The organism is Novosphingobium rhizovicinum (assembly GCF_040813635.1).
In the GTDB taxonomy this organism is placed as follows: Bacteria; Pseudomonadota; Alphaproteobacteria; order Sphingomonadales; family Sphingomonadaceae; genus Novosphingobium; species Novosphingobium rhizovicinum.
This window is the reverse complement of the sequence record NZ_JBFNXR010000052.1, coordinates 109,794-136,287: the sequence shown is the minus strand read 5'-3', so window position 1 is coordinate 136,287 and position 26,494 is coordinate 109,794. Positions and strand designations below refer to the sequence as shown.

Below are 26,494 nucleotides of genomic sequence, written 5' to 3'. Positions count from 1 at the left end.
ACGCCCTGATCAAAAGCCACTAGAGTGCCGACATGAACGAAGTTGTGCAGCTTGGTCCGCTTGCCTTGGCGTCGGATCGCCTACTGGCTGTCGGCCTTATCATGGGCTTCGTCATGGCCCTGGAACGCATAATGGCACGCACGCGCGGAGACTATGCAGGGGTGGCGGCGCTGGCGGTCGGAGCAGGCATCGTTGCGGCGCGATTGGTCTACGTGGCTCAGCACCATGACGCCTATGCCAGCGATCCGTACTCCATCCTTGCGGTCTGGCAGGGCGGGTTTTCCGCGCCCGCCGGATTGCTGGCGGCTGCTATCGTCATAGCTTGGCGCCTCCGCCCGCGTCGCGCCATGGGGCAGGCGCTGGGGGCGCTGGCCGTAGCAGGGGTGTTGTGGTTCACAGGGTCTGCTTTGCTTAGGCCCGAGCCGCGACCGCTCCCCGGTCTGCCGCCGATGACGATGATCGATGGCCGGCCCTTCGACATGGAGAACATGGCAGGGCGGCCGATGGTCATCAATCTTTGGGCAACATGGTGCCCGCCCTGTCGTCGCGAGCTGCCGATGCTGGCTGACATCGCCAGCAGCAGCACCGTGCCTGTTATCCTCGTCAATCAGGGAGAGCCTGCCGAGGTGGTGCGCAACCACATGCTGGGCCGCGGCATTCCCACTGATGCCATCTTGCTGGATAGCGGCGCCGACCTCGCGCAGAGAGTCGCGGCGGGCGGCCTGCCGACCACTCTGTTCGTGGACGGGCAAGGGCGGATCGTCGAGACACACGTGGGCGAGATTTCCCGCGCTGGCCTGCTAACCGGCATCTCGGAGCTGGAGGCGCGGTAGCGTAGGACTACCGCACCTCCGATCCGAAAGCCCCTGCCGGAGCCAGGCGTTAGTTCGTGGGAAAGCCCCGCTGCTCCAGAAGCGCACGCACATCCGGGTCGCGGCCACGGAACGCGCGATAGGCCTCGGCACGATCTGTCTCATTACCGGTGGAAAGCAGGATCGTGGCGAAGCGCTCTGCCGTCTGCTTGTCCCAGGGGCCACCCGCTTCCTCAAATGCGGCGAAGGTATCGGCGTCCATCGTCTCTGACCACAGGTAGCTATAGTAGCCAGCGGAATAGCTGTCCGACGAGAACAGGTGGTTGAACTGCGGCAGGCGGTGCCGCATCACCAGCTCCTTCGGCATGCCGATCTCCGCCAGCGCCGTCTTCTCGAAAGCGTCCGGATCCACCACGCCATCAGCCAATGTGTGCAGCTTCATGTCCACGATGGCGGAGGAGAGGTATTCTGCCGTGGCGAACCCCTGGTTGAAGGTCTCGGCCGCCTTCACCTTGTCCAGCAAGGCCTGAGGCATCGGCTCGCCCGTCTTGTAATGACGCGCGAACTTGTCGAGCACTTCGCGGGTGAGGAGCCAGTGCTCGTTCACCTGGCTCGGGAACTCGACGAAATCGCGCGGCGTGCCTGCCAGATCCGGGTAGGTGACATCCTGTAGCATGGCATGGATCGCGTGGCCGAATTCGTGGAACAGCGTCTCCGCATCGTCGAGGCTGATGAGCACAGGCTCACCGGGCGCGCCCTTGGCGAAGTTGTTGTTGTTCGACGACAGAACCGTCTTGGCGGGCGGCAGGTCGCGCTGGCTGCGATAGGTGTTGGCCCATGCCCCTGAACGTTTACCGGTCCGGGCGAAATCGTCGCGATAGAATAGCCCCACTTCCTGGCCATTCCGGTCCGTGACGTGCCAGACGCGCATGTTCGGCTCGAACACCGGAACCGCGCCCGTGATCTCCTTGAAGTTGAGGCCGTAAAGCTGGTTTGCAGCCCAAAGCGAACCCTGGATGATGTTGTTCAGCTCAAAGTAGGGCTTCAGTTCCGCCTGATCGAGGTCGAAGCGGCTCTTGCGCACCTTCTCCTGATAATAGCGGTAGTCCCACGGTTCGATGCGAAGGGCGGCGCCCTCTTTGTCGGCGATGGCCTGCATATCGCGTACTTCCTCGGCCACGCGGGCGCGGGCCGCAGGCCACACGCGCATCATCAGGTCCGTAGCTGCGGCAGGCGTCTTCGCCATCGTGTCCTGCATCCGCCACTCGGCATGGTTCGCGAATCCGAGCAAGTGGGCACGGTCCGCGCGCAGCTTTACGATGCGTGCGATCGTGGCATTGGTATCGTTCGCATCGCCATTGTCGCCGCGATTGACGTAAGCACGCCAGACTTTCTCGCGAAGGTTCCTGTCGCTTGCGAAAGTCAGCACCGGATCGACGGCAGAGCGCGTGTTGACGATAGCCCAGCCTTGCTCTCCGCGCTGCTGCGCCGCTGCCTTGGCGACGGCCTTCACGCTATCGGGCACGCCTGCGAGCTGTGCCTCGTCGGTGACGAGGATCGCGGTGCCTTCGTCCGCCAGCAGCTTCTTGGAAAACTCGGAGAAGGACGCCGCGAGTTGCTGGTTGATGCGCGAAAGTTCAGCCTTCTGCTCAGCATCCAGCTTGGCGCCTTGCCGCACATAGGAGTCATACGTGCGGGTGACGAGACGCTTTTGCTGCGCATCGAGGCCGCTCCTGTCGCGCGCCTGATAGATCGCTTCGATGCGCTGGAAGAGCTTGGGGTTGAAGGTGATCTCGTCCTGAGCAGCCGCGAGCTTTGGCGACCACTCGCTGTCGAGCGCCTGATATGCAGGCGTGTTCATGTTGCTCTTCATGACGTAGAACAAGGTCAACACGCGCGACAGCCGTTCACCGGCGTTCTGCATCGGAACGAAAGTGTTCGCGAAGGTGGGAGCAGCGGGGTTCTGAGAAATCCTGTCATACTCCTGCCGCCGCTCATCCAGTGCCGTAGCCAGCGCGTGAGGGAAAAGCTCAGGCTTTACTTTATCCCAGGGCGGAACCCCTCCGTAGGGGCCGGTCCAGCGTGCCAGCAGCGGATTGGCGGTAAGCACCTGCGAAGCGGGAGTGGCAGGCTGGGCAAATGCGGATGAGGACATCAGGGAAACAAGAGCGGCGGCAATGAGGGGAGATTTCACTAACAACTCCAGATTTTTCAGCACGCTAACATAAGTCCTGAAACAGGAGAGTAAAGTCCGCCAGGGGCCGGTTCGCCTGGCGGAACAAGCACGATGCATGGTCCGCTCCGGCCCCCGGAAGCGGACCCTACGGCAATGACGGCGCAGCGAACGAGAAGAAGTGAGGCCGTTTGCCCTCTCCGCAGGGCACGGCCTCTCGCTCGATCGCCCGCCTCAATGCTCCTTGATGAGAATGTCGAACTCTTCGATGTAGTCGCTGAACGCTTCCCGTACTTGTCCGGTCGAGAGACCGTAGTCGGCAAGCGAGTACTCGTGCTTGCCGTGTTTGCCTTTGGGATTTTCGGCCATGTAGGTGTTCATTGCGTCCAGTGCGGCGGGGGTCAGTTCCTCGTCGAAGGCTTCGTAGATCTTGCGCACGGTGCCGATCGGATCGCGAACCGTGTCCACGTACTGGACGTCATGGATTGCATTGCGCCCATGCTTTTCGCGGAATGCCCTTTGCCGGTCGACCATGATCCGGAAGGTGTCCAGAAGATCGCGTCCGATTGCCTGAAGGTCGATATCGTCGGAATAGACCTGGCGGGAGTACTTGAGCAGACTACAACAAGAACCGACGACCTCAGCGGGATCGCGGTGCGTCATCACCAGCTGCGCATCGGGGTAGACCTCGGTCAGCGGATCCAGGAACAGCGGATGCCAAGGGTTCTTCAGCGTCCAGCGCCCACCGGTGTAGTGTTGTAACGCCTGCAGCGTGCGCTTGTGAAAACGGAAGGCCGGCAGGTAATCCGCTTCGTGCAGAAACCACTGCCTATAGGATGGAATCTCTGCGAGTGCTTCATAGACCTGAGAGCAGAAGCTGGGGGTCATGAGGAACTGGCACTCGGTCGGGCTGTCGGCAAACTCCATGTGGATCGCGGCAATCTGGGGCACGTGCTCCAGCGCCATCTCGCAGATCGCCTGCCTTTCCTCGTAACGCCGTCCGGCGTGCAGTTCTTCCGGGCGCGCAGGCGGAATGGGCTCGTAAATCTCCCAGCGCAGGAAGCTGCGCCGTGCCGGGTCCGAGGCAAGCAGATTGATCATCAGTGTCGTGCCGGTGCGAGGCAGGCCGAACACGAACATCGGCTTTTCGACAGGGCGGGACAGAAGTTCAGGATGCCGTGCCAGCCAGTCCTCGATCTGCATGCGCGATGACATGCACGTGACAAGGTCATTATAGGCCATCTGACGGCCTTGTTCGGTGAACTTGGCCTCGGTTTCGTAGGCGTGCAGCAGCTTTTCCAAGCCTTCCAGAACCGAACGGTCACCGATGTCGGTCAGGCCCGTCCTGGCTTGCGCGGCGGAAATGATGTCGTCCACAGTCATGCTTGTTCCTTCTTTATCGAAAGTCGGGTGCGTGTCCGCGTCCATCGCGGAATGAAGAGGAATTCGGCGCTGAAGAGCTACCGGACTGGGCGCTTCAGCAGCGTTCTGCGCGGTTCGCGCAGGATGACTTGCCTTGCTGCGGGTGTGACCGTCGCCACCCTTGCGGGCAACCTGCGCCTTCGCTCGACGCTCTGCTCGCCAATTGCGCCGTTGTGGATGGAGAGGTTCTTGCCCATAGTCGTCCGGCAAAGCCGGTTCTTCAGTTCGCGCGGGCCAATGCGCCCTGGCGACAGCAGATGCGGATATTCCGCCATGTTTGCTCCTCTCCCCTGCGCAGATCTCCATCCGCTTTTGAGGCTAGGTTGCATTCACAAATTCAAGCGTCCAATGAATACGCATCACTGCTGTAATGCGTGGAGTGCATATGCTGGAATTGCGCCGACTGCGTTATCTCGTCGTCCTGGCCAAGCGTCTTAGCTACTCTCGCGCGGCCGAGGATCTGGGCCTCTCCCAATCGGCCTTGAGCCGTGCGATCCAGTCGCTCGAACGAGAGCTGGACGTGCGGTTGTTCGATCGCGACCGTGCCGGCGTCATGCTGACGGAGCAGGGGCGCTGGATTGTCGAAAAGGCTGAGGCGCTACTGATAAGCGCAACGGACTTTGAGCATCAAGTGGGCTTTGTCGCCAGGGGTGAGGAGGGGCGGACCCGCTTCGGCCTGCCGGCGGTGCCTGCAGCTGTCCTGTTGCCCGCGCTCGCCCCACGGCTGCGCGAGATGCCCGAATTCGCCCACGAAGTGATCGTTGCCGAACCCGAACACTTATGGCTGCAACTCGCGATGGGTGAGATCGAGTTCATGGTCTGCGCAGAGTGGAGCTCGGTCTGGCCGATACCAGCAAGCATGCCGGTGAAACGGGAATCGCTCGGCCACTTCCCCGTCAGCCTGATCGTTCGTCAGGATCATCCGCTGTTGCGGGAAGGCAGTGGCAGGAGGGACTTCCCCCTCCTCGTCTCGAACAAGACAGAGGTCAGCAGCCAAACCGCGGCCACTGTCCGGGCGCGGCTTGCTGCGAGCATGCAATTCATCGGCGATCTGGCCGCAGCGCGTTCGCTCGTCAAGGAGACGGACGCCATTTGGCTGACCTGTTCCTACGTGGTGGCCGAAGACATCGTGAATGGCGTTCTGGCACAGTTGCCCTTGCCCGAAGAACTTGAAGAGCGCGCGACCGAAGTCTTTCGATATTCGCTTGTTCGCCGCACGTTGTCCCCAACTGTCGTGGAGATCGAAGGGGCATTCCGTAAACGCATCGAGGAAGTTGCGCAGGCTGTACCGTCACCTCAACCTTGATGGATATCGCTTATGCGTTGCATTCATCAATGCCGGTTTCCCTATTCATTGGACGAGCGGCGGTCACACGCTCAAGGAAAGGGAGGCCGATCGGAATGTCGCACCCGGAAAGGTGAACCAACGGCAGTGAACAGACTCGGGGACGACATGCGCAGGCCGTTCAAGCCCATGACGACATAGTCGCAAGGCGAAGGGGAGATGGCGATATGAGCAGGCTTTTCGGGAAACCCGTGCATCAATGTTATGTCTATCCGGACTTCGATCTGGCGTTGGCGCGCTTCGCAGCGGCGGGCATGGGGCCGTTCTTTGTGATGGGCGAAGAGACCAGCGGGATGAGCATCTTTCGCGGGGAGGAGCATCATCTCCGCATCAAGATCGGTTTTGTCTACACTGGCGATACCTGCTTCGAGATCATCACGCCCATTGGCGAGCAGAAGTCCACGTACGGCGAGTTCCTGGAACGCAATCCCACGGGTGGACTGCACCACATCGCCTACTACTCGGACGATTTCGACAAGACGCTGGCCATGCTCGCGGATGAAGGCACGCCCTTCACCATCGTCCAGGATCTGCGGGAGCCTGGAAGCGACTGGTCCATCGAGATTTATTGTGAGCCTGATGGCATCGACAACCCGGTGCTTTACCAGTTCCTCAGGCCCGGCCTCTTCGATGGCTGGTTCGATGCGATGCGTGAGGCGGCTGCCAACTGGGATGGTCGCGATCCGATCAGAGACGCGCGCCCGCTCATGGCCGCGGCCTTGGCAGAGGCACCCCGATGACATTGCGGCGCTCGTCGCGGTCTGCGCGAACAGGAATGGCCTGATCGTGCATCGGTGAGGGTCGCGGTACGCGGACTGCGATCGTCACTAATTTCATGAGGAGGAAATGTTGGACTTGGATCTTTCCGGGCGGGTGGCCATCGTCACAGCTGCAACGGCCAATATTGGGCGCGGCATCTCACTTGAACTTGCATCCGAAGGTGTGAAGCTGATCGCCGTGGGGCGCGACGAGGAGGCGGGGGCCAAGCTTGTGGAAGCAGCGCGTGAGCGCGGTGCAAGCTCCGCAACATTCGTCAAGGCGGACCTTCTCGACCGGTCGGCCCCGGCGCTGATCTTGTCCGAAGCAGAAAAGCAGGGGCCTGTTGAAGTCCTGGTGAACTGCCTGGGCGGCAATGTCGATCAGGGCCTGTTCGCGGACTCGGACCCTCAGAAGTGGGACGAGGACATCGATCTGAACTTCGGGACGGTGCTGCGAATGACGCATGCTGTTCTGCCGACGATGATCCAACGCAAGAGCGGGTCTATCGTGAACATCGGATCGACGGCGGGGCTGGTCGGCGACTACATGCTGCCGGTCTATTCCGCCATGAAAGGGGCCGTGCACAGCTTTACGGCTGTGTTGGCAAAAGAGGTCGGGCAGCACGGCGTGCGGGTCAATGCGGTGGCGCCCTACGCGACATTCGCCACTGATCCTGCCGCCTTCAGCAAGGGCAGCCGCTTCAATCCCGAGAACGACTTCTTCGCCAAGCATGCCTCGACCATCAACGAGGAGGATCAGGCGATCCGCCAACGTCGCACGTTCGTTGGGAAACCCTTCGCGACGCCTGAGGAAGTCTCCGGACTGGTGGCCTTCCTCGCTTCTGGGAGAGCAAGCTTTATCACCGGACAGATCTATCCGGTCGACGGCGGCTCGCTGCTATAACGTCGGTTCCTGAGGGACGAGGTGCCGCGGCTCTTCGAGAAAAGGTGTCTTCAGCAATGCGCGCCCGACGCAAGCGACGGTCTTAGCTAGGGTATAGGCTGAAGCTATGCCCGACGGCCCACATTGTCTTGGAAGTATATAGGTAGCCTGAGATAAGGCGGGGTGAGGATTCGGGCTTGGAGAGGACTGAGAACATGCAGATTGGCGTTGCTTATCCGACGACCGAGGTCGCCGGAGATCCCGATGCGATCCGCAAGTTCTGCCTTGCTGTCGAGGACATGGGCTACGCGCACCTCATGGCCTACGACCACGTCGTCAAGTGCCCCCACGAAGGCCGCGAGCCAAAGCTGACCGGACCTTACACAGACAAGGATACCTTCCACGATCCGTTTGTCTTGTTCGGATTTGCGGCTGCCATCACCAGCAAGCTGGAGTTTTCGACCGGCGTGCTGGTGCTGCCGCAGCGGCAGACGGCTCTGGTCGCCCAACAGGCGGCGGACGTCGATCTGCTCTCGCGCGAGCGGTTGCGGTTGGGCGTTGGCATCGGGTGGAATTACGTGGAGTTCGAGGCGCTTGGCCAGAACTTCAAGACACGTGCGCGGCGGGTCGAGGAGCAGATCGACTTTTTGCGCCAGCTCTGGGCGACGCCGGTACTGACCTTTGAGGGCCAGTTCGATCGCATCGACCGTGCCGGTATCAACCCGCGTCCGCGCCGGCAGATCCCCCTCTGGCTCGGCGGCCACAGCGAACCAGCCTACGAGCGCGGCGCCCGGCTGGGTGACGGGTTCATTTTCGCGGCGCCCGGTGAAGGCGCCCTGGAGCAGTGGAGCCGGGTACAGCATCACTTGCGCGAGCTCGGGAAGGACGAGGCTTCCTTCGGACGCGAGCTGTTGGCGCTGTTCGCGCGCGACAAGCAAGAGGCGGTCGACCACCTTCGGCGCTGGCGCGACGCGGGCGGCACGCACGGATGCGTTCCATCCATGAACAAGGGTTTGGGCGGCGATATCGACGCGCACATCGATTACGTCGCCGACGTCAAGCGCATGCTGGACGAAGGCTGATCTAAAGCGAGTTTCGGGACGAGCGATGCAAATCGGTCAGGCGCTGTGCTCATCGGCGAAGGTCCGATAGCCTGACTTCACCCGGTCAGAACGACAGCGCGAATATCGGAGCGCACTGAGGAGAGAGCAATGCCAGCCTATATCATCGTCTATCGCGAAAGCCCGGTTCGGGATCAGGGCGCGATCGAGGAATACTCTCGCAGGAACCGCGACAGCGCCGCCGCCTTCCAGCAGCAGTTCGGCATCCGCCCCTTGGTGGTCTACGGCGCATCGGAAGCTGTAGAGGGAGAGAACCCGGACGGCATCGTCGTACTCCAGTTCCCGACCGTCGAAGATGCCCGCGCCTGGTACGACAGCCCGGCCTATCAAGAGGCCCTGGCCTACCGCAAGGAAGCCGCCGACTGGCGCGTGGTGATCGTCGAGGGGTTACCCGGATGAGCATCTGAGGACGTCGCAGCTCAGACGCGAAGGGCATGCGCCGACGGTGCCGGGGCATGCTCTAACGCTTCAGGGCAAGATGTTTCGAAGCAGGGTGGATGTCAAAGCCCAGTATCCGCCGGCCCCGATGTTTAGTGTACCGCCTCGCAGCAATACCAACGGTCCATCGGCGCACGCGATGCTGGTAATCTCGACATAAACCTTGTCGCTTGCGCAGATTGTTCGCCCATGAGCGCCACCCGCAGGGCCTCGGCTTATTGAACTTGACAGCTGTGGCCACACCGATGATCCCATGCCGATGGGAGAAGACGCGGTAAAGGAGGCACAAACCTCCACCATGGGTGTTTGAGGGCGATGCCGCCAACCGTTCAGCCGGCCGTTCCAGTTCCTGGCGGCCTTTCACCACCACGTCACCACGCTTCATCGGACGATCGCCGGCTGGGGCGCATCAGCACCGCACTGGAACGGGCATGGCAGCGAGGATGGCTCTCCCGACCCGTCCTTGAGCCGGACGCCATGATCTCGGTTGCCCGGAAACGCACCGGCTTGAACGTCTTTGGCGACGAGGCTGGCTGGCGCGAACGTCTCGACTGCCTTGTCCATGCGCTCCACGGGGAGGCACGGCTGTCGCCGCTCGGGACAGTCATCGCTTACGGCCAGCTCGTTTCGGCACTTGCGGATCGCGCGCGCATGCATGCCCTGTGGGAGCGCCATCCAGAGATCCTTTCGCAGCCGTTTGCGGCCCCGATCATCGTGCTCGGGCAGATGCGGTCAGGCAGCACGCGTATGCAGAGGTTGCTCGCCTGCGATCCCCGGCTTACTCACATGCGCTTCTTCGAGAGCTGGAATCCACTGCCTCTCAAGCCGCGCATGCGCCGGGTCGATGACCGGCTGCTGCGGGCCTGGGTCGGTCTTCGGATGGCCCGATGGCTCAATCCGCAGTTCGATACGCTTCATCCGACTGGCACCACGCAAGCGGACGAGGAGATTGGACTTCACAACATCTCGATCTTCGGTTCCGCGTTCGAAGCCCAGTGGCGTATTCCCAGCTTCGCCGCAGCGTGCGAAGCCATGGACACCCGGCCGATCTACGCCGAGTTCAGGCGCCTGCTGCAAACCGTCGCCTGGCTCCGGCGCGAGCGCACCCATCGTCCCTGGGTGCTCAAGCTTCCCCAGCTGACACAGGATCTCGATGCGGTGCTCGCCACGTTCCCGGATGCGCGCCTGGTGTGCCTGGATCGTCCTGCCAGCGCGCTTGTTGCATCCTCATCGTCCCTCGTGCGCAATCAGATGCAACTGCAGTCAAACAGCGTGGACCCTGGGTGGATCGGGAGGGAGTGGCTGCGCAAGGTGGCGCTCCGGCAACGGCGCACAGCCCAAGCAAGGGCAAGAAGCGAGGTTCCACAAGTGGACATCGCCTTCGACGAAATCGGAGCCGACTGGCGCGCTGCCATGACCAGGGTCTACCGGGCATTGGACATGCCGCTCCTTCCCGACGTGGAACGGAGAATGGCGCGTTATCTGGCGGACACAGACCAGCGCAAGCTGGCGCAGCACCGCTACACGCTTGAGGAGTTCGGCCTCAGCCACAGAGATGTCGAGCTTGTAGATCGCCCGCGTGTGGCCCCGCACGGTGCGACGGTGCTGCCATAAGGTGCAGGTTCGTGCGGAACCGGCCACGCGGTTTGCTCCAAGGCAGCGAACGGCACATCCCGCAGCCTGCCTCCTGATCTTCAATTCTCCTCTAGCGTCAGCCCCAGCGCCTCCTGATCAGCGGTAGCAGCCGCCAGTTCCGAGCGAGCAGCGGCGATCCGCGCCTGGGCATCGATCAGCCGTACCTGCGCATCGGTGGCGGTTTCCTCGCGCTGGTTGACGAGGAAGAAGTCGCTTGAGCCCAGCGCAAATCGCCGACGCTCCCCCTCGGCCAGGCGTTCCGCCAGTTGCTGCTCTTGCGCTGCGGCTTGCGCCAGCCGCTCGGCTGCATCGACGGCTATGGTGATGCCTTCGACTTCCACCGCGATCTGGTCACGAAGGAACCGCGCCCGTGCGTTCAGGGCGTCGATTTCCGCTCGTGCTTCGTCGATCTTGCCCTTTGCAGTCCGGTTCTGCAGCGGCACCGAAAACCTGAAGCCGACCACCGTCTCAAAGGGCGTCCGGCTCCTGCCGCCGAGCCCTTCGTCCCCTATGTCTTTGCCGACCTCAGCCCGCAGATCCAGCTTGGGGAGCAGGTCGTTCCGGGCAAGCGCGAGCTTGGCCATCGATTGATCGATACGGGCGAGCATCGTCTGCAGATCGGGCCGGGCCATGGCCGCTGGCCCCAGGATCTCCACTGGCGGACCGGCAAGTGCCGCATCGGCGTCTTTTGGAAGACGACGCGGGCTGACGACCACAGGCTGGCCCGATGCGTCACGGTAATACAGCGACAGGCTGTTGGCCGCGCTTTCAAACTCCTGCTCAGCTCGAAGAACCAGAGCGCGCCGTCGCACGAGGTTCTGTTCGTTCTCGGTCAGCAGTATCTCAGGCTTGGCGCCAAGCTCGACCTGTCGGCTGATGCCTGCGCGCCGGCTCTCAGCCAGTTCGAGGAGGCCGCGATAGGCCCGCAGGCGCAGCCCGGCGGCCACCCACGTCTGATAGGCGTCCATGGCCCGGCGTTGAACGCCGATTGCCGTCGCCTGTGCCTCGAAGCGGGCGATGTCGAGGTCGGCGGCGGCAAGAGTGCGCCGGGTCCGCCTTTCGTCCACAAGCCTGTCGCGCAGCAACGAGTACAAGCCGCCGACTTTAAGTTCGCCCAGACGGTTGGTGTAGTACTCATCCTCGTAGATCGGAAACGACCCACGCGAGACTCGGTACCCGCCATACAGGTAGCCGCCATTCTCGGTGAGAGGCTGCCTCACCTTGGCGTCGAGTGCGCTGCCGTCGTAATAACCGAGCGCACGGGTGCGGCCATCGACATCAAATACGGTGTCGAACGCACCCTCGGCGGAGAGCGCGCGGCCCTCGGCCTGCCGGATGCGAGCCAGTGCCTCCACGATCTGAGGCGCGGAGGCGGCAGAGACGCGCAGAACCTCCGTCAAGGTCAGCGGCTCGGCGCTTTGGGGGTCCGCCGCCGCGTATGGTCGGCCCGACGTGACGACGGGGCCATATTGGGCGAAGGCTGGCGCTGCCGGGAGCAGGCTTGCAGCCGCAAGCATCAGCAGAGCGCCTCTCGGGGCGGGAAGGGTGCTCACTTGGCCTTGCCGGCCTTGAGCGCCGCCTCACGATCGTCCTTCTGGACCGCTCCTTCCTTTTGCGCGCCCGGCGCCGAGCTCTCGCCAAAATCCAGCGGAAAGTCGTTGAGCAGGCGCCACAGCTCGTAACCGGCGGACACTGTCTGACCCTGCACCCAGCCACGCACCTTGCTTCCGAGCCGCACGAAACGGCGATCCGGCCACCCGGTGCCACCCGGCACGGGCTCAACCAGCACGCGGAACATCCCGGTCGGCGTTGCGGCGGGATCGATCATCCGCACTCGCCCGTCGAACAGGCCCTGGGCGATAGCAGGCCAGCCGCTGAACTGGATCGCGGGCCAACTTTCAAACTCCAGCCGCACCGGGCTGCCGGGCCGTACCAGCGGAATGTCGCGACCGTCGATGTACAGCTCGACTGCCCGTTCGACACGCTCCGGCGCAACCACGGCCAGCACAGTGCCTGCCGAGACCAGACCGCCGGCGGCCGTGGCGTTGAGCTGCTGTATTCTCCCGTCACGCGGAGCACGCACCACTTGCGCAGACTGGCGGTTCAACTGAACATCGATCCGGTTGAGTTTCGCCCTGGACTCCGCAAGCTTCGCCGCCGTCTCTGCGACCTTGATCTGCGCCTGCTCGAAGTCGCGGCGGGCGGCCAGCCCCTCTGCGAGAAGTTGGCCGGTACGGGCCACGTCGATTTCCGCCACCGCCTGCGCCTGACGCACCGCGGCGATCTCCGCTTCTACCTGGTCGCGCTCGGCAGCCAGGCGTGCAAGGAGATTGGGATCGACGTCCACCACTCGGGCGATCGGGTCATTGCGCTCGACCGCCTGACCGTCTTGAACGTACCACTGCTCCACGCGCCCCGGCACCAAAGCGGTGACGGCCTGGGCCTGATCGTCCGGGTCCAGCGCGATGACCTCTCCCTGGCCTTGCGCGGTCTGCACCCAAGGTGTGAGAAGCAGGAGTGCGATGCCCGCCGCCACGCCCGCCGCCACAAGCCAGGCCAGCGTCTGAGCAGCGCGCGGGGGCCGAAGACTGCGCAGGGTGTGGAAGTGCGACAGGTGCTCAGGCCGGCTTGGCATGGCCCGCCTCCCGTCCGTCGAGCAGTTCCTGCAGCTCCTTCAGGCTTCCCAGTCGGCGCTGGCTTTGTCGGCCAAGCCAGAACCAGCCATCAAGTTCGATGGCTTCCGGACGGCCAGTGCACAGAAGCACCGTGGTCCCCGCTTCACGCAAGCCATCGAGCACGCGGCGCAGACGCTCTACACGCATCACGTCGAACAGGGGCGACAGCATCAGGACGCGCGGGCGGCTGAGCAGGGCATTGGCCAGCTTCAGTTCCATCACCTCGGCAATGGTGAGCGGCCAGCCCGATGACGCCAGGGTCGTGTCCAATCCGGCCGGCAGGGTGGCGACCCGCTGGCCCAGACCAACCAGGTCCAGCACATCCAGCATGACGTCCGCAGAGGCGCCCGGCGCGGCGAGGGCGAGGTACTCGCGGATCGTCACCTCGACGATTGTGGGCCGATCGAGCACGGTGATGGCCGAGCGCAGCAGATACATGTCAAGGGACCCGAGGTCCGCTCCCCCCACAGACACCAGGCCCCGGTCGGGCGCGACGTGCCGCTTGAGCAGCATCGTCAGCATGCGCTCCACCCCGGGCTCCGCAGCGGCCACGAGACGCTCGCCCGAGCGCAGTTCGAAATCGAAGCACGCATCATGCATCCGCACGTCGCGCAGGCGGACCGCGCCATCCTTGGGCCCTTGCCCGGTCGTCACGACCGGCTCCTGCGGGATGGCAAATAGCAGTGAGAGCTCCTCACACGATGCAGTCAGGTCATACAGCGTGTCGAGGTACCAGCCGAGTTGGGATATGCCATAGAACACGCCCGACAGGATCAGCTCTGCCGCGACGAGTTGCCCGATCGACAACTGCCCCGACAGGATCAGATTGCCTCCCAGTGCCAGCAGCGCGGCGCTGGCCACGGCATAGATCAGCAGGAACGAGAGCGTCTGGGCGAAGCTGTAGCGGAAGTACCGACAATGCGCGTCAACGTAGCCTTCGGTCATCGCCTCGGAGCGATCCATGGCAAAGCTGAGGTGTCGGCTCGACTTGTAAAAGCCGTTGGAACTGCCGACGCTTTCGAGCCAGCGGGCCGTATCATGCTTGGCGTGGCTGAGCGCTACTGCGCCGGTGATGGCTCCACGTCGCCAGACCAGCCAGACCATGAGCAGCAGCAGAAGCAGGATGGCATTGAAGGCCAGGAAGAACGGGTGGTAGAAGCTCGTAATGGCCAGCGCGACCGCGCTCTGGAGCAGGATCGTGAAGGCCCCGATAACCAGGCTCGGCACTGCCTTTTGCACGACGGTCAGGTCGAAGTACCGGTTGAACAGGTCGGTGCGTCGTTCGTCGCCGAAGAACGGGTTCTGCGCGTAAACGGCCCGGACGGTGATCTCTGCCACGACCCGGGCGAACACCCGTCGTTCGAAAAGAGCCATGACCCAGACGCGCAGCGCGCTCAGTCCCGCGACGATCAGCAGGAGGATGAGGAGGACGGCGGCGAGGGTCCATAGCTGGGTTGGCGCAGCCGTATAAGCCACGCTGTTGATGAGGACTTGCACTGAGATGGGAGTCGCCAGCGCCAGCAACGTAATCGCGACCGTATAGACCAGGCCCAGCCTGACATAGGCTGCGTCCGGCCCGACGATTTCTGCCAGCCACACTGTTGCATCTCGAAAACCCGCTCGTCGTGCGGCCACACCCGTCTCCTGCCGTGCAGCCCTTAATAGTGCCTGCCCTTGGGATGACAACCGAAGCCGCCTTGCCCGTAAGAACAGTCGTAAACCGGCAACCTGGCAGAAACGAAAGAGGCGGCGGAGCCAAGCTCCGCCGCCTCCGTCACAAACAGGAGCTTTCGATCAGAGACGATCGCCGTCCATGACTTTCGCCCAAGCGCGGACGAAGTGGTCGGTGAACATCTGATCTGCATCGTCCGAAGCATAGACTTCGGCCACCGCGCGCAGTTCGGAGTTCGAGCCGAACACCAGGTCTACGGGCGTCGCCGTCCACTTCACGGCGCCGGTCTTCCGGTCCTTGCCCTCGTACAGGCCCGGTCCCCGGTTCGACTTCGACCAGGCGGTATCCATCGACAGCAGGTTGACGAAGAAGTCGTTGGACAGCGTACCCGGACGGTCGGTCAGGACGCCGTGCCTTGCTTTTCCGGAGTTGGCATCGAGCGCGCGCATGCCGCCCACCAGCACCGCCATCTCCGGAACTGTCAGCCCGAGCAGGTCCGCCTTGTCGACCAGCGATTCAGCGGGTCCGAAGTCCGCCTTCGCCGGATTGTAGTAGTTGCGGAACCCGTCTGCCTTCGGCTCCAGGTAGGAGAAGGACGTCACGTCGGTCTGCGCCTGCGTGGCATCGACGCGCCCCGCAGTGAACGGCACCGTCACCTTCCGACCGGCACGCTGTGCTGCCTGCTCGACAGCCGCGTTGCCACCCAGAACGATGAGATCGGCCAGCGACACCTTCTTGCCGTCGCTGCGACCCTTGTTGAAACCGTTCTGGATGCGCGTGTAGGCTGCCAGTACCTTCTTCAGTTCAGCCGGGTCGTTGACGGCCCAGTTGCGCTGTGGATCGAGGCTTAGGCGTGCGCCGTTGGCGCCGCCGCGCATGTCCGTCTGGCGCCAGGTCGATGCCGAGGCCCAGGCGGCCCGAACCATCTCGCTGGTCGAGAGCCCGGCGCCCAGCAGCTGCGACTTCAGCTGTGCCACGTCACCCGCATCGATCATCGCGTAATCGGCCTGGGGAAGCGGATCCTGCCAGAGGAAGCTCTGGCTAGGCGCGTCGTTGCCGAGATAACGGGCCTGGCCGCCAAGATCGCGGTGCGTGAGCTTGAACCATGCGCGGGCGAAGGCGTTGGCGAACTCTTGCGGGTCCTCGCGCCAGCGCGTCGTGATCTTGCGAAAGCCCGGATCCTCACGAAGCGCGATGTCGGTGGTGAACATCATCGGCGCGTGGGTCTTGCCCTTGACGTGAGCGTCAGGGACGAGGCTCGCTGCCGAGGCGTCGGTGGGCCGCCACTGCCAGCCGCCGGCCGGGCTCTTGTGCTTCTCCCACTCGAACCCGTAGAGGTTGTCCAGGAACTGCGTGGTGAAGGCGATCGGATTGGCCGACCACGCGCCTTCCAGGCCGCTGGTGATCGTGTCTTCCGAGTGGCCCTTGCCGCACTTGTTGGCCCAGCCAAGCCCCTGCTGTTCGATGGACGAAACGCCAGGGTCGCCCGCGACGCATTCCTCGACCTTGTGAGCGCCGTGCGCCTTGCCGAAGGTGTGGCCTCCAGCGATCAGGGCAGCGGTCTCTTCATCGTCCATGGCCATTGCGCTGAAGGCGCGGCGAATGTCGGCTGCAGCGGCGAGCGGGTCGGGGTTGCCGTTGGGGCCCTCCGGGTTGACGTAGATGAGACCCATCTGCGTGGCCGCCAGCGGGCCCTTCAGGTTGCCCTTGCCGTCGCGGCGCTGATCGCCGAGCATCTTGGCTTCAGGTCCCCAGAACACGACGTCCGGCTGCCAGGCATCGACGCGGCCGCCCGCAAAGCCGAGCGTCTTGAAGCCCATGTCCTCCATGGAGACGTTGCCGGTCAGGACCATCAGGTCGCCCCACGAGAGCTTGCGGCCGTACTTCTGCTTGATCGGCCAGACCAGCCGGCGGGCCTTGTCGAGGCTGACGTTGTCGGGCCAGCTGTTGAGCGGCTCGAAGCGCTGTTCGCCGCCATCTGCACCGCCGCGACCGTCCCAGGTGCGGTAAGTTCCGGCGCCGTGCCACGCCATCCGGATGAAGAAGGGACCGTAGTGCCCGTAGTCAGCCGGCCACCAGGGCTGCGAGGTGGTGAGCACCTTTCGGATATCAGCCTTCACCGCTTCGATGTCGAGCGTGGCGAACTCCTTCGCATAATCGAAGTCCGCGCCGTACGGATTGGCCTGGGTTTCATGCTGGCGCAGGGCCGTCAGGTCGAGAGTGCGGGGCCACCAGTCGTTCGTCGCGCCAGGCTTGTCGATCGGGACCGATGCCTCTTCCGCCTTCAACGGCGGCTTGGGCTCTGACGGGCCTTGGGCATAGGCGACTGATGAAAGGCCGACGGCGGCTATCGCCATCAGCGATACTGCTGACTTTAACATGGGTGCTTCCTCCTGTTTCGATATGCGAGCGTATGCGGCGCAGAGATTGCGCCAATGAGCTGTGTCAATTTGGCGTCTTCAGATAGGCAATGAGCGCGGCGCGATCTTCAGGCCGCGGCAGTCCCATGAAGGTGAGGCACATGCCGGGGTGCGTTTCTCTTGGGGCCTTCAGGAAGGCGTCGAGATGCGCCTCATCCCAGACAAGCGTCTTGCCCTTCATGGTCTGGGAGTAAGCAAAGCCCTTCACACTGGCGGCTTTGCGTCCGACAATGCCTTGCAGGTGCGGACCTGACATCTGCCGCGCTTCCGCGCTAAGCGTGTGACAGGCCGCGCAGCGAATGAAATGCTTCTTGCCCTCCTGCGCGAGAGCCGGGGAGGCTGACCGAGCTGTTCCCGCCAGGCTGACGAGGCTGGCAAAGGCTATCAATGCAATTACGAAATAGCCTCTCATCCCGCCCAGTCTCCCCGAAGATCGTTACCTCTCGAGGTTCTATGGAGAAGCCAGTCATCGGGGAAACCGATAAAGATGATTTTATTGATCGATATCGGCGATCAGACGTGGCGAGGGCCTGGACCGCCTCTGGCAGCTGACGGGCCCAGGCGATCTGTCAGAGAGAGTCGCGGATGATCGCGATCGTCAAAGGCGCACCACCCGTGGCAATTGCTATCAGGCGGTCCACGTTCGGATGCGCGCCAGGGCGGTCGCGTGCGTCTGCGGTATGCTCGCCGAACACCGCCAATCCGTGCTCAGCCGCTTCCGCATCAAGCACTGGGAAGACCTGCCCGAGGTACTGGTACACCGCGAGCGAACCTTGCTTGCCCGGCTGGTTTTCTATGCTGCCAACGACAGTTCCGTCAGCGTCGACAAGGTCGATCCGCCGCACTCCGTCCACAGGGGGCAACTGCTCAAGATTGTCTTTGAAGGTCGGGCAGGGTTGGATCATCGCAGCATTTCTCGTTCGAGTTTCACGAGGCGCGCGCCTAACACCTTCAATGATCATCCGCCACCAGGACGGGCAGAACAGGCCGGTGTATCGGCGAGCCCGGCTGCATTGACTTCTTACACCTGCAAGCCCATCTCCAATCCAAGATGAACCTCCACAAATGCCTGTTCCGCTCAGACTGGGGCCAACTGCTCGCAGGTTCCTAGCCCCGAGTCCCGGACCGATGTGCCCGGACTCGGGGCCTCGGGTCGACGGCGAAAGCGCCGTCAGGACTTCGACTTCGGAGCGCTATTATGAGCAGACAGAGCAAAAAACCGCAGATCCATATGATCGATGCAGAGGCTGACGCCTTGGCTGACCTGGCGATGGGCAATCGCGAGCGGCACCCTCTCACGACCGAACTGCTGCTGGACGAGATCCTGCGGGCAAAGACGTATCCGCCGCACAAAGTGCCGCAAGATGTGGTCACGATGGGCTCGACAGTCGAGTTCGTCGACGATGCACGCGGCGTATCGCGTACGGTGCAACTCGTCTATCCGCGAGAGGCGGACACCGCTGCCAATCGCATTTCCATCCTGACTCCGCTGGGTGCCGGTCTGATCGGAATGCGCACCGGCGCGTCGATCATGTGGCCCGACCGCAGCGGCGCGGAACGGAGCCTGACAATCGTCAAAGTCGCGCAGGCAAGTCCATGTGAGGCCGCAGGCGACCGGCAGGCTGCAGGCGTTTGATGTTGCCATGAAACGGCTATTTTCCTGGTCTGCGAGACCGCAACTGGCGTTCGATGTCGGCACGGCAAACATCAGGGTGATCTCAGCGGCGGATGGCGTGCTTCTCGATGAGCCGTCAGTCTGCTGTTTCGATCACCGGGCAACGCCTTCGACGCTGATCGCCGCCGGTGCGGAAGCACAGCTGATGCTGGACCGCACGCCCCAGGGGCTGAAGGTTCAACGGCCGCTCTATCGGGGCGTTCTCCAGGATCTCGAAGCCGCCTGCGCCCTGCTCACGTATGCACGCCGCCAGGTGGTGGGCAGGAGCAGGCTGCGGGCAGGCCCGACTCTGATCGGGATCCCCGCAGACGCGACCGAGGTTGAGCGCCGTGCGCTTCTCACCGCTGCCGAGGAGGGCGGTTTCGGGCGGGTGCGTCTTGTGAGCGAGCCGATGGCGGCTGCGATCGGAGCGGGTCTGCCCATCGCAGAGGCGCGTGCGTCGATGCTGATCGAGTGCGGTGCGGGCACCACCGAAGTCGTCGTCATATCGCTCGGCGGCGTTGCCGTGCGCAAGACCGTCCGGGTAGGAGGGGACGCGCTCGATCGCGCGATCTCCGATCATGTGCACATGGAGCACCGGGTCACAATCGGCGCGCAAACCGCGCGGCGCGTCAAGCTGGAGCTGTCTGCGACCGGTACCGACGATGCCGCTTCCCTCGTCAGCTTGAAGGGGCGGCGCCTGGGAAGCGGTCTGCCGACCGTCCTGACGCTGCCTTCCTCCGACTTTGATCCAGTCGTCCGCAAACATGCGCGCCCCATCATAGAGGCGGTAAAGGACTGCCTCGCGCAAACGCCACCAGAGCTAAGTCACGACGTGTGCGAGTTCGGCGTGACGCTCACCGGCGGGAGCGCCTACCTGCCGTGGCTCGGCGCCATGATCACCGATCTCAGTGGTCTGGAAGTCAGAGTGGCGGAACATGCCGAGCATTGCGTTGCGCGGGGTTTGCAGCAGATGCTGCACTGAGAGCTAGTCAGGCTTCCACACGCGTCCGGGCTATACGCAAGTTCTTGACGAGCCACTGACCGTCGAGACGCACGTATGTCTCATGATAGTGGCCATGGCCCCGCAGATCGCGGCGACCGGGCTAGTCCCGACGGCTGCCGTCCCTTTAGGCGACCAGTTCGGTGACAGTCCGGTTCGTCTCCATCGAAAGCTGGCCCCAGCGCTCCACCTGAACACCCAGCGCCTGCTGAACGGAAAGGCCGAGCCGAGCGATGGAATCGCCCTTGCCGGCGAGGTGATAGCCTGTGCGTACCGCACCGCCTGCATTGCCAGCGATCATCGTCGGTATGCCCTCGACCGCGTGCGATTTGGCGATTGAGCAGTCCGAGTGCGCCAGTACCAGGCAATTGTCGAGCAGGGTGCCATCGCCCTCTGGTATGGCATCCAGAGCATCCAGGAACTCCTTCCACGCAACCATGCTTTCGGTGGCGAAGTAGGAGTGTTCCTTCTGATAGCCGAGGCTGGCGTCCACCGGCTCTTCATGCGTCAGCGTGTGATGAGTAGTGGTCTCCCCCTCACGTCGCAGGTTTGAGGCGGTGTCGGAGAACAGCACGTTGAAGACGCGCGTCTGATTGACCTGAAGTGCCTTTGCCAGAAGATCGGCCATGATCCGGTGCGTTGTCATGACCTGGCCCATCTCGGACCCTGCGCCGTCGCCCTCGGGAGACGCAGGCCGGGTGAAGCCCTCGACCGGGGCAGGGGGCTGTAGTTGCAGGTCAAGCTGCTGCTCGATCTGGCGAACGGAAGTGAAGTACTCGTCCAGCCGTTGCCGGTCGCTTGCGCCCACTGTGCGCATCAGCTTCTGCCGGTCGTCGGTGATTGCCGAGAGCACGCTGCGCCGGGCCATGATGCGGGTGTCTGGCTGGAAGTCCAGAGTGTTCGGATCCTGGAAGCCTTCGCCAAAGATGCGCCGATACAGCATCGCCGGAGAAGTCTCGCTGGGATTGGGTGATCCTGCCGCATGGTAGGAGTATGACTTCTTGAGGCCACAGGTCGAAACCTCCAGCGACCGGAAGCGCGTGTCCTTGCCGATCGCCTGCCCGATCAGCACGTCCAGAGTGGGCGCCTTCACGTCCTCATTGGGCACGGGAATGCCCGTCCGCAGGCCGAGGCAGCCCGTGATGTGCGGCTTGTTTGCCACGCCGTCCAGCTTCACGTCAAAGCCGCTGAACAGGGCCAACTTGTCACGGTAGGGCTCAAGCGGCGCGAGATCGGCCGGCATCAGGTATTCCGACCCGACGCTGGCAGGGATCCACTTTTCCGGAATGAAACCGCAACCCCAGACCCATGTCCCGAAGCGAACAGGGATCCGCTGCCCGGTAGCGGCCAGCGCCTTGCCGTTGTTGTCCAGAAAGCAGTCGAGCAGCGGCAGGGAAACGCCCACTGCAGCACCGCCGATGGCGCCGCGCAGGACGGTCCGGCGAGATAACCAGCTCATAGCTTGCCTCCTTGTGATTTGCCGCCACTCGCGCCGAAGGCGAGGGTTCCGGCGGGTGCAGGACGAGTGACGGTGAAGAAGTTCGCGCTGGTCGCGATACGGCGCATCAGAGCCGGGATGCGGTAGCCATCGTCCTCGAAGCCGGAGATCAGCCAGTCGAGGTAGTAGCGCTCCTTCCAGGTAATATCGCGCCCGACCGCAGACTTGTACATGCGCTCGGCCACGCAGCGCGGCGTCTCCGGATGGTCGTGAAGCGCCGAGGCAAGCCCGTTCGTGCTGTCGAAGTCGGTCCCGTCGAGAGAGCCGCTCGTGTCGATCAGCGCGCCATTCTCATGGCGACGGAAGGTGCCCAGGCCGTCGTAGTTTTCCAGCGTTAGACCCAGCGGGTCCATGACCTTGTGGCAGCCGGCACAGGATGGCTCGGTGGCATGCTGGAAGATCCGGTCGCGAGCCGTCACGTTCGGTTTGTGCGCGGTGGCTTCGATAGCGGTGAAGTTGACGTTTGCCGGTGGGTCCGGAACGTCCTGGCAGAGGAAGACCTGCCGCACCGCATAGCCCCGCAAGGTAGGAGAGGTCCGCCCTGGGTGCGAGTGAAGGGCCAGGAAGGACACGTGCGACTGGATGCCGGCGCGGTTTGCGGAAGGTGAAAAGGTCACGGGCACCCATTCGCCCCGCTGCGGCACCGGCGTGCGGTACACGATGCCCAGATTGCGGGTCAGGAACGTGTTGCGGGTGGTAAACAGGTCCCGATAGTCCCCCTCATCGGTGATCAGGTGCTCGATCACGGTGCGCAGGGTCTGCTCCTGTGCGTCCTGCGCCAGATCGGAGTTGTAGGCGGGATAGATCTCCGGATCCTTGGAGAGGTCGCCAAAACGATCGAATTGCATCATGTCGGCGAAGAAGGCACGGACTGCACCTTCGAACCGGGTCGATGCCATCAGGCGGGACACCTGACGGTCCACACCCGCGCGACTGTCGAGTTCGCCGCTTTCGGCCGCTCGCAGCAGTTCATCGTCAGGCGCGGAGTTGGTCAGGAAGAAGCTGAGCCGCGATGCCTTGGAATACGGATCGAGCTGCGGGTGAGCGCCATCCGCGGCGGGCGCCATGCGCTCGACCCGGAACAGGAACTCCGGCGAGACGAGCATGGTGTAGAGGCTCAGTTCAAGGCCCTGGTAGAAGTTTCCGAGCTGCCGTCCCGCCTTGCGCGCAAGATCGACATACTTGTCGGCCTCTTCATCGGAAAGTGCACGGCGGAAGAGAAGCCGCCCTTTCTGCGTAAGGAACGACCGGGCACAGTTCGGGTCGAAGACTTGCGGATTCTTCGGCCCGCACTTCAGGAACTGGGCGCGGCGCTCACCAAGTACCGTGCTGGCAATGGTCTGCGCGGAGGCATCGTATTGCTCGATGGCGAATGGCGACATGCCGGCTTGCCCCGTGCCAACCGCAATCATGCCTTCGGCGCGCACGGGCCGTTCGAAGCGCCCAACGATGGGGACATCGGGCGCAAAGGCATCAGCTATGCTCGCACGGTACTGTTCTTCCGTCAGGCGCCGCACCATCGGCGGGCCTCCGACCGGCTCAGGCTCCGAGGGCTCGAAGAATTGCGCACCGGCCAGGAAAACCAGCGCCAGCACCAAGGCGCCGATCGCTAAGGCTCGCTTGTGCCGCAACAGAGCGCCGCGAAGGCGGTTCGAAGACAGAACGCGGTCAGTCATTGCGCACCAGCTTGTCGTTCGATCCCCGCGTCTCGACATCGACTACAAAGGCGGGCCGGGCCTCGAAGCGATATTGCGTGGAGATGGAGGTGAAGGCGCTTGAGGCGGGGTCCGGATGGCCGTCAGCCAATCGATGCAGCGATTGCCATATGCCTGGGCAGGTATGCCCCAGGACGCGCGCGGCGCCGTTTGAGGAGCCCAGGATCCGTCCTGGAGGAGAGGGCTTCCCCGCAGCATCCTTGGCATTGCGAAACCCGAACTGGTAATCATAAAGCTCGACGACAGGGGTATAGCCCGCGAGATAGCCCTTGAGGACTCCTTGCGGAGTGAGCGTGGCCTTGATCTGCGCATCGCGCAGCGGACGCTCCAGGTACATTCCGTTCACCACATGATGGAAGCGGACGTCGACCGGATCGGTTGTGAGCATCCCATCGACAATCCGGCCCCGCGTGGACGCGCGAAACCTGGGGTCCTGATCCATCGCATAGGTCGCATATTCGAGAGCCTTGCGCGTGGGGCTGAGCTGAATGGGATCGGCGTTGGCGAAGATGCCCACTTCCACGTCGTCGTCGTTACGCAGATCGTCGACGTCTGCCAGCTTGAACAGAATACCCCAGGAGCCGGTGTACATCTCGACCGCGAAGCCATTGGACTGGCCGGCGCTCTGGTATGAACGGTTGCAGCCGACAGCCCGCCAGAACTGATTGTCCACGCCTTTCGCGCCATCGCGTCCGACAAAGTCCAGACGGCCGCTCCGCGCATCGGCGGGCGAGCGGGATATCTTCCCGTCCAGATCAATGCCGTCGGCCCTTGCATCCGGGTGGGCCAGAACCTGAGCATGGACGTCGGTCGGTGCGAGTTCGGGGTGCAGGCAGTAGTTCTTGCCGTCCGGCGTCGCAGAAAGGCGCTTGCCGCCATCCTCCAGGCGTTTGCCATAGGCTTCATCATCTTCGCCCGGCCGCCTCTTGCCTTCGGGAGTGGCGGCGAAGGCCTGCGATACGTCCCACGACATGCCGTTGGGACAGGCCTTGGTGTCCTGGGTATCCGGACCGAGCGCATAGGCGAAATCGGTGACTACGAACCCGGCCTCACCGTCGCGCACGAATGACCCGCCTTCGGCGGATAACCTCTGCGCCGGCCAGAGCGCATAAGCCAGAGTTCCGGCCGCGGCCAGCGCCGTTACGCCCAGAAGGACGCCTCGTTTTCGCGCAGTCGGGCGCAGTGGCAACATGGCTCTCCGTCACTTCACGGAATCGTCTGTTGCGATTCCTTACACCTCTGTAAGTAACAGGGTTGATAGAAATCGCAACAGGCCATATCAGCATGGCGTCACCCGCAGGCTTGATCAGGAAAGCAAACTCAATTCATGGCACGCCCGTTGTCGGTCACCGATGATCAGATCCTCGACGCGACACAGGCAGTGCTGACCGAACTGGGTGCGCATGGCCTGACGATGTCCGAAATTGCGCGCCGGGTGGGGGTCTCACGCGCGGCCATCAGTCAGCGCCTCGGTTCCCTTGACGATATCAAGCGCCTTCTGATGGACCGCATGGCTGCTCAGTACGAGGCGCGGCTCGCGCAGATCTCACCGGAACCCGGCGCTGCGGGGCTGATCGCGATCACAGAGCTGATCGGCGGAATGATCAAGGAGCGGGAGCGGTTCTCCAATTTCATGTTCCGCTATAACGTGAACATCCACGACCCGATCCTGCTCAGTCTTGAAGAGCGGCGAGGGCAGGCGCTGCGGCAGATGATTGCCAGGGCCATGCCCGAGACCGCCTTGCCCAAGCCTGCCGCTGTCGACGCCTTTATGGCGCACATGACGGGATCGATGATCAACTGGCAGGCCAGCCAGCATCCTAATGCGGCGGCGTTTCTGAGGGAGAGAACCGTGAACTGGATCCGCCTGGCTGGCATCCCCTTCGATGAGAGGCCTTTCGACGAGGCGAAAACCGACGAGGGGAAGCAGTGACTACCGATACGCCGCCGCTGCCCGCGAAATCCCGGTTCGGGGCCTGGGCACGACGGCTGGGATGGCTCCTGTTGGTCCTGCTTGCGGCCGGGGCAGCGTTGGCTGCCTATGTCTTTCGACCCGTTGCGGTCGCCGCTCCCGCCCCTTTGCAGGCACATAAGGCCAGCGCAGCAGCCGGAGCCTATCTCGCCAAAGTGGGCAACTGCGCTGCCTGCCACACGACGCCGGGCGGCGCAGCCTACGCAGGTGGCGTCAAGTTCGTGACGCCATTCGGGACGCTGTTTTCGACCAACATCACTCCGGACAAAGACCACGGGATCGGGACCTGGACCTACGAACAGTTCCATGCCGCCATGAAGCATGGTGTTCGGCCAGACGGGACGCATCTCTATCCGGCGTTTCCCTATACTTCCTTCGCCAAGATGAGCGATCCGGACATCGCCTCTCTTTATCTCTACTTGCGCTCGGTTGCGCCTGTCGCACAGCCCGCTCGTGAGAATGAGATGGACTTTCCTTTTGGCAATCGGGCCTTGCTCCATTTCTGGAAGACCCTGTTCCACGACGACGCTCCCTACACGCCCGACAACACGCGCTCTGCCCAGTCGAACCGTGGCGGTTATCTCGTCGAGGCGGTCGCGCACTGCGGGGCGTGCCATACCCCCAGGAACATGCTGGGAGCGCCGGACGAGAGCCGAAACCTGCGCGGCGGCGTCTATGTCGATCAGGTGGCAAGCGGCGCGTACAGGCGCTGGTCTGCGCCGGATCTGACGTCGGGCGTGCATGGGCTGAAGGAATGGAGCGCCAAGGACATCCAGTCCTACCTGCTCACGGGCAAGAACCCGCGCGCGGTCGTTCATGGCCCGATGACGGAAGTCTACGAGTCCACCGCTCACCTCACAAAGTCGGATGCGGAGGCAATCGCAACTTACTTGCGAGATGTCGCGCCCGGTCCGGCGAGGACTGACTGGTCCGCGTTTCGTTCAAGGATGAAAGAGGGCGAAGTCGTCTACACCGTGCATTGCGGCACCTGCCATCTGCCCGATGGCAAGGGAGACCGCATCCTCGGCGTTCCGCTTGCGCGCAATGCGCTGGTCCAGGCCGAAGATCCGTCTTCGCTTATCAATGTGATCCTCTACGGCCCTGATCTGCCGGACCCGCCGTTCGCCTCGGGCAGAACGACCATGAAGCCTTTTGGCAAGCGGCTGTCGGACGAGGACGTAGCCGCGCTGGCGACCTACCTTCGCAGCAGTTTCGGGAATAACGCGCCTCAGGTCTCTCCCGAGCAAGTGGCGAGGCAACGGTGATGGCGATCATGCTATAAGACCACATTTGGTAAA

General features: G+C 63.2%; 23 protein-coding genes. 11 read left to right on the top strand and 12 right to left on the bottom strand.

Going from position 1 to position 26,494, the window contains the following annotated elements; genetic code table 11:
- Positions 1-32: 32 nt before the first annotated feature.
- A complete protein-coding gene (locus ABUH87_RS14910; protein ID WP_367774875.1) occupies positions 33-833 on the top strand; it encodes a prolipoprotein diacylglyceryl transferase family protein in 801 nt (266 codons plus the stop codon).
- Between the two features lie 49 nt (positions 834-882).
- On the opposite strand, the gene ABUH87_RS14905 is transcribed toward ABUH87_RS14910, so the two are convergent.
- The 3 genes from ABUH87_RS14905 to ABUH87_RS14895 all read right to left on the bottom strand — a co-directional run bounded on the left by ABUH87_RS14905 (position 883) and on the right by ABUH87_RS14895 (position 4,682).
- The gene (locus tag ABUH87_RS14905; RefSeq protein WP_367774874.1) at positions 883-3,006 is read right to left on the bottom strand and encodes a M3 family metallopeptidase; all 2,124 of its coding nucleotides are present in this window, start codon (positions 3,004-3,006) and stop codon (positions 883-885) included.
- Positions 3,007-3,219: 213 nt separating this feature from the next.
- Complete coding sequence (locus ABUH87_RS14900; RefSeq protein WP_367774873.1) at positions 3,220-4,368, bottom strand: sulfotransferase family protein; 1,149 nt, start codon at positions 4,366-4,368, stop codon at positions 3,220-3,222.
- 77 nt (positions 4,369-4,445) lie between these two features.
- Entirely contained in the window at positions 4,446-4,682 is a 237-nt protein-coding gene (locus ABUH87_RS14895; RefSeq protein WP_367774872.1) for a hypothetical protein, read from the bottom strand.
- Between the two features lie 110 nt (positions 4,683-4,792).
- Between ABUH87_RS14895 and ABUH87_RS14890 the strand changes: the two genes are divergently transcribed.
- The 6 genes from ABUH87_RS14890 (at position 4,793) to ABUH87_RS14865 (ending at position 10,566) form a co-directional block, all read left to right on the top strand.
- On the top strand, positions 4,793-5,713 hold the full coding sequence (locus tag ABUH87_RS14890; protein ID WP_367774870.1) for a LysR family transcriptional regulator: 921 nt from the start codon (positions 4,793-4,795) through the stop codon (positions 5,711-5,713).
- A gap of 206 nt (positions 5,714-5,919) precedes the next feature.
- Positions 5,920-6,492, top strand: coding sequence for a VOC family protein (locus ABUH87_RS14885; RefSeq protein ID WP_367774869.1), 573 nt, complete (start codon positions 5,920-5,922; stop codon positions 6,490-6,492).
- A 106-nt stretch (positions 6,493-6,598) separates the two neighbouring features.
- Positions 6,599-7,414 (top strand): SDR family NAD(P)-dependent oxidoreductase, encoded by an 816-nt coding sequence (locus ABUH87_RS14880; protein WP_367774868.1) that lies wholly within the window; start codon positions 6,599-6,601, stop codon positions 7,412-7,414.
- A 176-nt stretch (positions 7,415-7,590) separates the two neighbouring features.
- Positions 7,591-8,475: an LLM class F420-dependent oxidoreductase gene (locus tag ABUH87_RS14875; RefSeq protein ID WP_367774867.1), complete on the top strand. Its 885-nt coding sequence runs from the start codon at positions 7,591-7,593 to the stop codon at positions 8,473-8,475.
- Positions 8,476-8,604: 129 nt separating this feature from the next.
- Positions 8,605-8,913 (top strand): DUF1330 domain-containing protein, encoded by a 309-nt coding sequence (locus ABUH87_RS14870; protein ID WP_367774866.1) that lies wholly within the window; start codon positions 8,605-8,607, stop codon positions 8,911-8,913.
- A gap of 354 nt (positions 8,914-9,267) precedes the next feature.
- Positions 9,268-10,566, top strand: a complete 1,299-nt coding sequence (locus ABUH87_RS14865; protein WP_367774865.1) for a sulfotransferase — start codon at positions 9,268-9,270, stop codon at positions 10,564-10,566.
- An 80-nt stretch (positions 10,567-10,646) separates the two neighbouring features.
- Here the strand turns inward: ABUH87_RS14865 and ABUH87_RS14860 are convergent, their stop codons facing one another.
- The 6 genes from ABUH87_RS14860 to ABUH87_RS14835 all read right to left on the bottom strand — a co-directional run bounded on the left by ABUH87_RS14860 (position 10,647) and on the right by ABUH87_RS14835 (position 18,259).
- Positions 10,647-12,104: a TolC family protein gene (locus tag ABUH87_RS14860; protein ID WP_367774864.1), complete on the bottom strand. Its 1,458-nt coding sequence runs from the start codon at positions 12,102-12,104 to the stop codon at positions 10,647-10,649.
- A gap of 32 nt (positions 12,105-12,136) precedes the next feature.
- Positions 12,137-13,222, bottom strand: a complete 1,086-nt coding sequence (locus ABUH87_RS14855; RefSeq protein ID WP_367774863.1) for an efflux RND transporter periplasmic adaptor subunit — start codon at positions 13,220-13,222, stop codon at positions 12,137-12,139.
- On the bottom strand, positions 13,206-14,897 hold the full coding sequence (locus ABUH87_RS14850; RefSeq protein ID WP_367774862.1) for an ATP-binding cassette domain-containing protein: 1,692 nt from the start codon (positions 14,895-14,897) through the stop codon (positions 13,206-13,208). The genes ABUH87_RS14855 and ABUH87_RS14850 overlap by 17 nt, the downstream gene beginning before the upstream one ends.
- A 159-nt stretch (positions 14,898-15,056) precedes the next feature.
- Positions 15,057-17,315, bottom strand: a complete 2,259-nt coding sequence (gene katG / locus ABUH87_RS14845; RefSeq protein ID WP_367774861.1) for a catalase/peroxidase HPI — start codon at positions 17,313-17,315, stop codon at positions 15,057-15,059.
- A gap of 64 nt (positions 17,316-17,379) precedes the next feature.
- On the bottom strand, positions 17,380-17,766 hold the full coding sequence (locus ABUH87_RS14840) for a c-type cytochrome (RefSeq protein ID WP_367774860.1): 387 nt from the start codon (positions 17,764-17,766) through the stop codon (positions 17,380-17,382).
- A 157-nt stretch (positions 17,767-17,923) separates the two neighbouring features.
- Positions 17,924-18,259 (bottom strand): DUF2322 family protein, encoded by a 336-nt coding sequence (locus ABUH87_RS14835; protein WP_367774859.1) that lies wholly within the window; start codon positions 18,257-18,259, stop codon positions 17,924-17,926.
- Positions 18,260-18,552: 293 nt separating this feature from the next.
- Here ABUH87_RS14835 and rnk point away from each other — a divergent pair, with 293 nt between their 5' ends.
- Both rnk and mreB read left to right on the top strand, forming a co-directional pair.
- Positions 18,553-18,990, top strand: a complete 438-nt coding sequence (gene rnk, locus ABUH87_RS14830; RefSeq protein ID WP_367774858.1) for a nucleoside diphosphate kinase regulator — start codon at positions 18,553-18,555, stop codon at positions 18,988-18,990.
- Between the two features lie 7 nt (positions 18,991-18,997).
- Positions 18,998-19,993, top strand: a complete 996-nt coding sequence (gene mreB, locus ABUH87_RS14825) for a rod shape-determining protein (protein ID WP_367774857.1) — start codon at positions 18,998-19,000, stop codon at positions 19,991-19,993.
- Positions 19,994-20,138: 145 nt separating this feature from the next.
- Here the strand turns inward: mreB and ABUH87_RS14820 are convergent, their stop codons facing one another.
- Genes ABUH87_RS14820 through ABUH87_RS14810 form a run of 3 tightly spaced genes read right to left on the bottom strand, consistent with a single transcriptional unit; the run spans position 20,139 to position 24,416 of the window.
- Positions 20,139-21,470 (bottom strand): DUF1552 domain-containing protein, encoded by a 1,332-nt coding sequence (locus ABUH87_RS14820; protein WP_367774856.1) that lies wholly within the window; start codon positions 21,468-21,470, stop codon positions 20,139-20,141.
- A complete protein-coding gene (locus tag ABUH87_RS14815; protein WP_367774855.1) occupies positions 21,467-23,185 on the bottom strand; it encodes a DUF1592 domain-containing protein in 1,719 nt (572 codons plus the stop codon). Before ABUH87_RS14815 ends, ABUH87_RS14820 begins: the two co-directional genes overlap by 4 nt.
- Positions 23,178-24,416: a hypothetical protein gene (locus ABUH87_RS14810; protein WP_367774854.1), complete on the bottom strand. Its 1,239-nt coding sequence runs from the start codon at positions 24,414-24,416 to the stop codon at positions 23,178-23,180. The genes ABUH87_RS14815 and ABUH87_RS14810 overlap by 8 nt, the downstream gene beginning before the upstream one ends.
- Before the next feature lie 135 nt (positions 24,417-24,551).
- On the opposite strand from ABUH87_RS14810, the gene ABUH87_RS14805 reads away from it, so the two are divergent.
- Entirely contained in the window at positions 24,552-25,157 is a 606-nt protein-coding gene (locus ABUH87_RS14805; RefSeq protein WP_367774853.1) for a TetR/AcrR family transcriptional regulator, read from the top strand.
- Positions 25,154-26,461, top strand: a complete 1,308-nt coding sequence (locus tag ABUH87_RS14800; protein WP_367774852.1) for a c-type cytochrome — start codon at positions 25,154-25,156, stop codon at positions 26,459-26,461. The genes ABUH87_RS14805 and ABUH87_RS14800 overlap by 4 nt, the downstream gene beginning before the upstream one ends.
- Positions 26,462-26,494 lie beyond the last annotated feature (33 nt).

Coding starts and splice junctions, on each gene's coding strand:
- ABUH87_RS14855 (WP_367774863.1), bottom strand. CDS start 13,222: ATGCCAAGCCGGCCTGAGCACCTGTCGCACTTCCACACCCTGCGCAGT.
- ABUH87_RS14815 (WP_367774855.1), bottom strand. CDS start 23,185: ATGACTGACCGCGTTCTGTCTTCGAACCGCCTTCGCGGCGCTCTGTTG.
- ABUH87_RS14840 (WP_367774860.1), bottom strand. CDS start 17,766: ATGAGAGGCTATTTCGTAATTGCATTGATAGCCTTTGCCAGCCTCGTC.
- ABUH87_RS14895 (WP_367774872.1), bottom strand. CDS start 4,682: ATGGCGGAATATCCGCATCTGCTGTCGCCAGGGCGCATTGGCCCGCGC.
- ABUH87_RS14890 (WP_367774870.1), top strand. CDS start 4,793: ATGCTGGAATTGCGCCGACTGCGTTATCTCGTCGTCCTGGCCAAGCGT.
- ABUH87_RS14870 (WP_367774866.1), top strand. CDS start 8,605: ATGCCAGCCTATATCATCGTCTATCGCGAAAGCCCGGTTCGGGATCAG.
- ABUH87_RS14865 (WP_367774865.1), top strand. CDS start 9,268: ATGCCGCCAACCGTTCAGCCGGCCGTTCCAGTTCCTGGCGGCCTTTCA.
- ABUH87_RS14910 (WP_367774875.1), top strand. CDS start 33: ATGAACGAAGTTGTGCAGCTTGGTCCGCTTGCCTTGGCGTCGGATCGC.
- ABUH87_RS14810 (WP_367774854.1), bottom strand. CDS start 24,416: ATGTTGCCACTGCGCCCGACTGCGCGAAAACGAGGCGTCCTTCTGGGC.
- ABUH87_RS14880 (WP_367774868.1), top strand. CDS start 6,599: ATGTTGGACTTGGATCTTTCCGGGCGGGTGGCCATCGTCACAGCTGCA.
- ABUH87_RS14835 (WP_367774859.1), bottom strand. CDS start 18,259: ATGATCCAACCCTGCCCGACCTTCAAAGACAATCTTGAGCAGTTGCCC.
- rnk (WP_367774858.1), top strand. CDS start 18,553: ATGAGCAGACAGAGCAAAAAACCGCAGATCCATATGATCGATGCAGAG.
- ABUH87_RS14885 (WP_367774869.1), top strand. CDS start 5,920: ATGAGCAGGCTTTTCGGGAAACCCGTGCATCAATGTTATGTCTATCCG.
- ABUH87_RS14805 (WP_367774853.1), top strand. CDS start 24,552: ATGGCACGCCCGTTGTCGGTCACCGATGATCAGATCCTCGACGCGACA.
- ABUH87_RS14820 (WP_367774856.1), bottom strand. CDS start 21,470: ATGAGCTGGTTATCTCGCCGGACCGTCCTGCGCGGCGCCATCGGCGGT.
- ABUH87_RS14860 (WP_367774864.1), bottom strand. CDS start 12,104: ATGCTTGCGGCTGCAAGCCTGCTCCCGGCAGCGCCAGCCTTCGCCCAA.
- katG (WP_367774861.1), bottom strand. CDS start 17,315: ATGTTAAAGTCAGCAGTATCGCTGATGGCGATAGCCGCCGTCGGCCTT.
- ABUH87_RS14900 (WP_367774873.1), bottom strand. CDS start 4,368: ATGACTGTGGACGACATCATTTCCGCCGCGCAAGCCAGGACGGGCCTG.
- mreB (WP_367774857.1), top strand. CDS start 18,998: ATGAAACGGCTATTTTCCTGGTCTGCGAGACCGCAACTGGCGTTCGAT.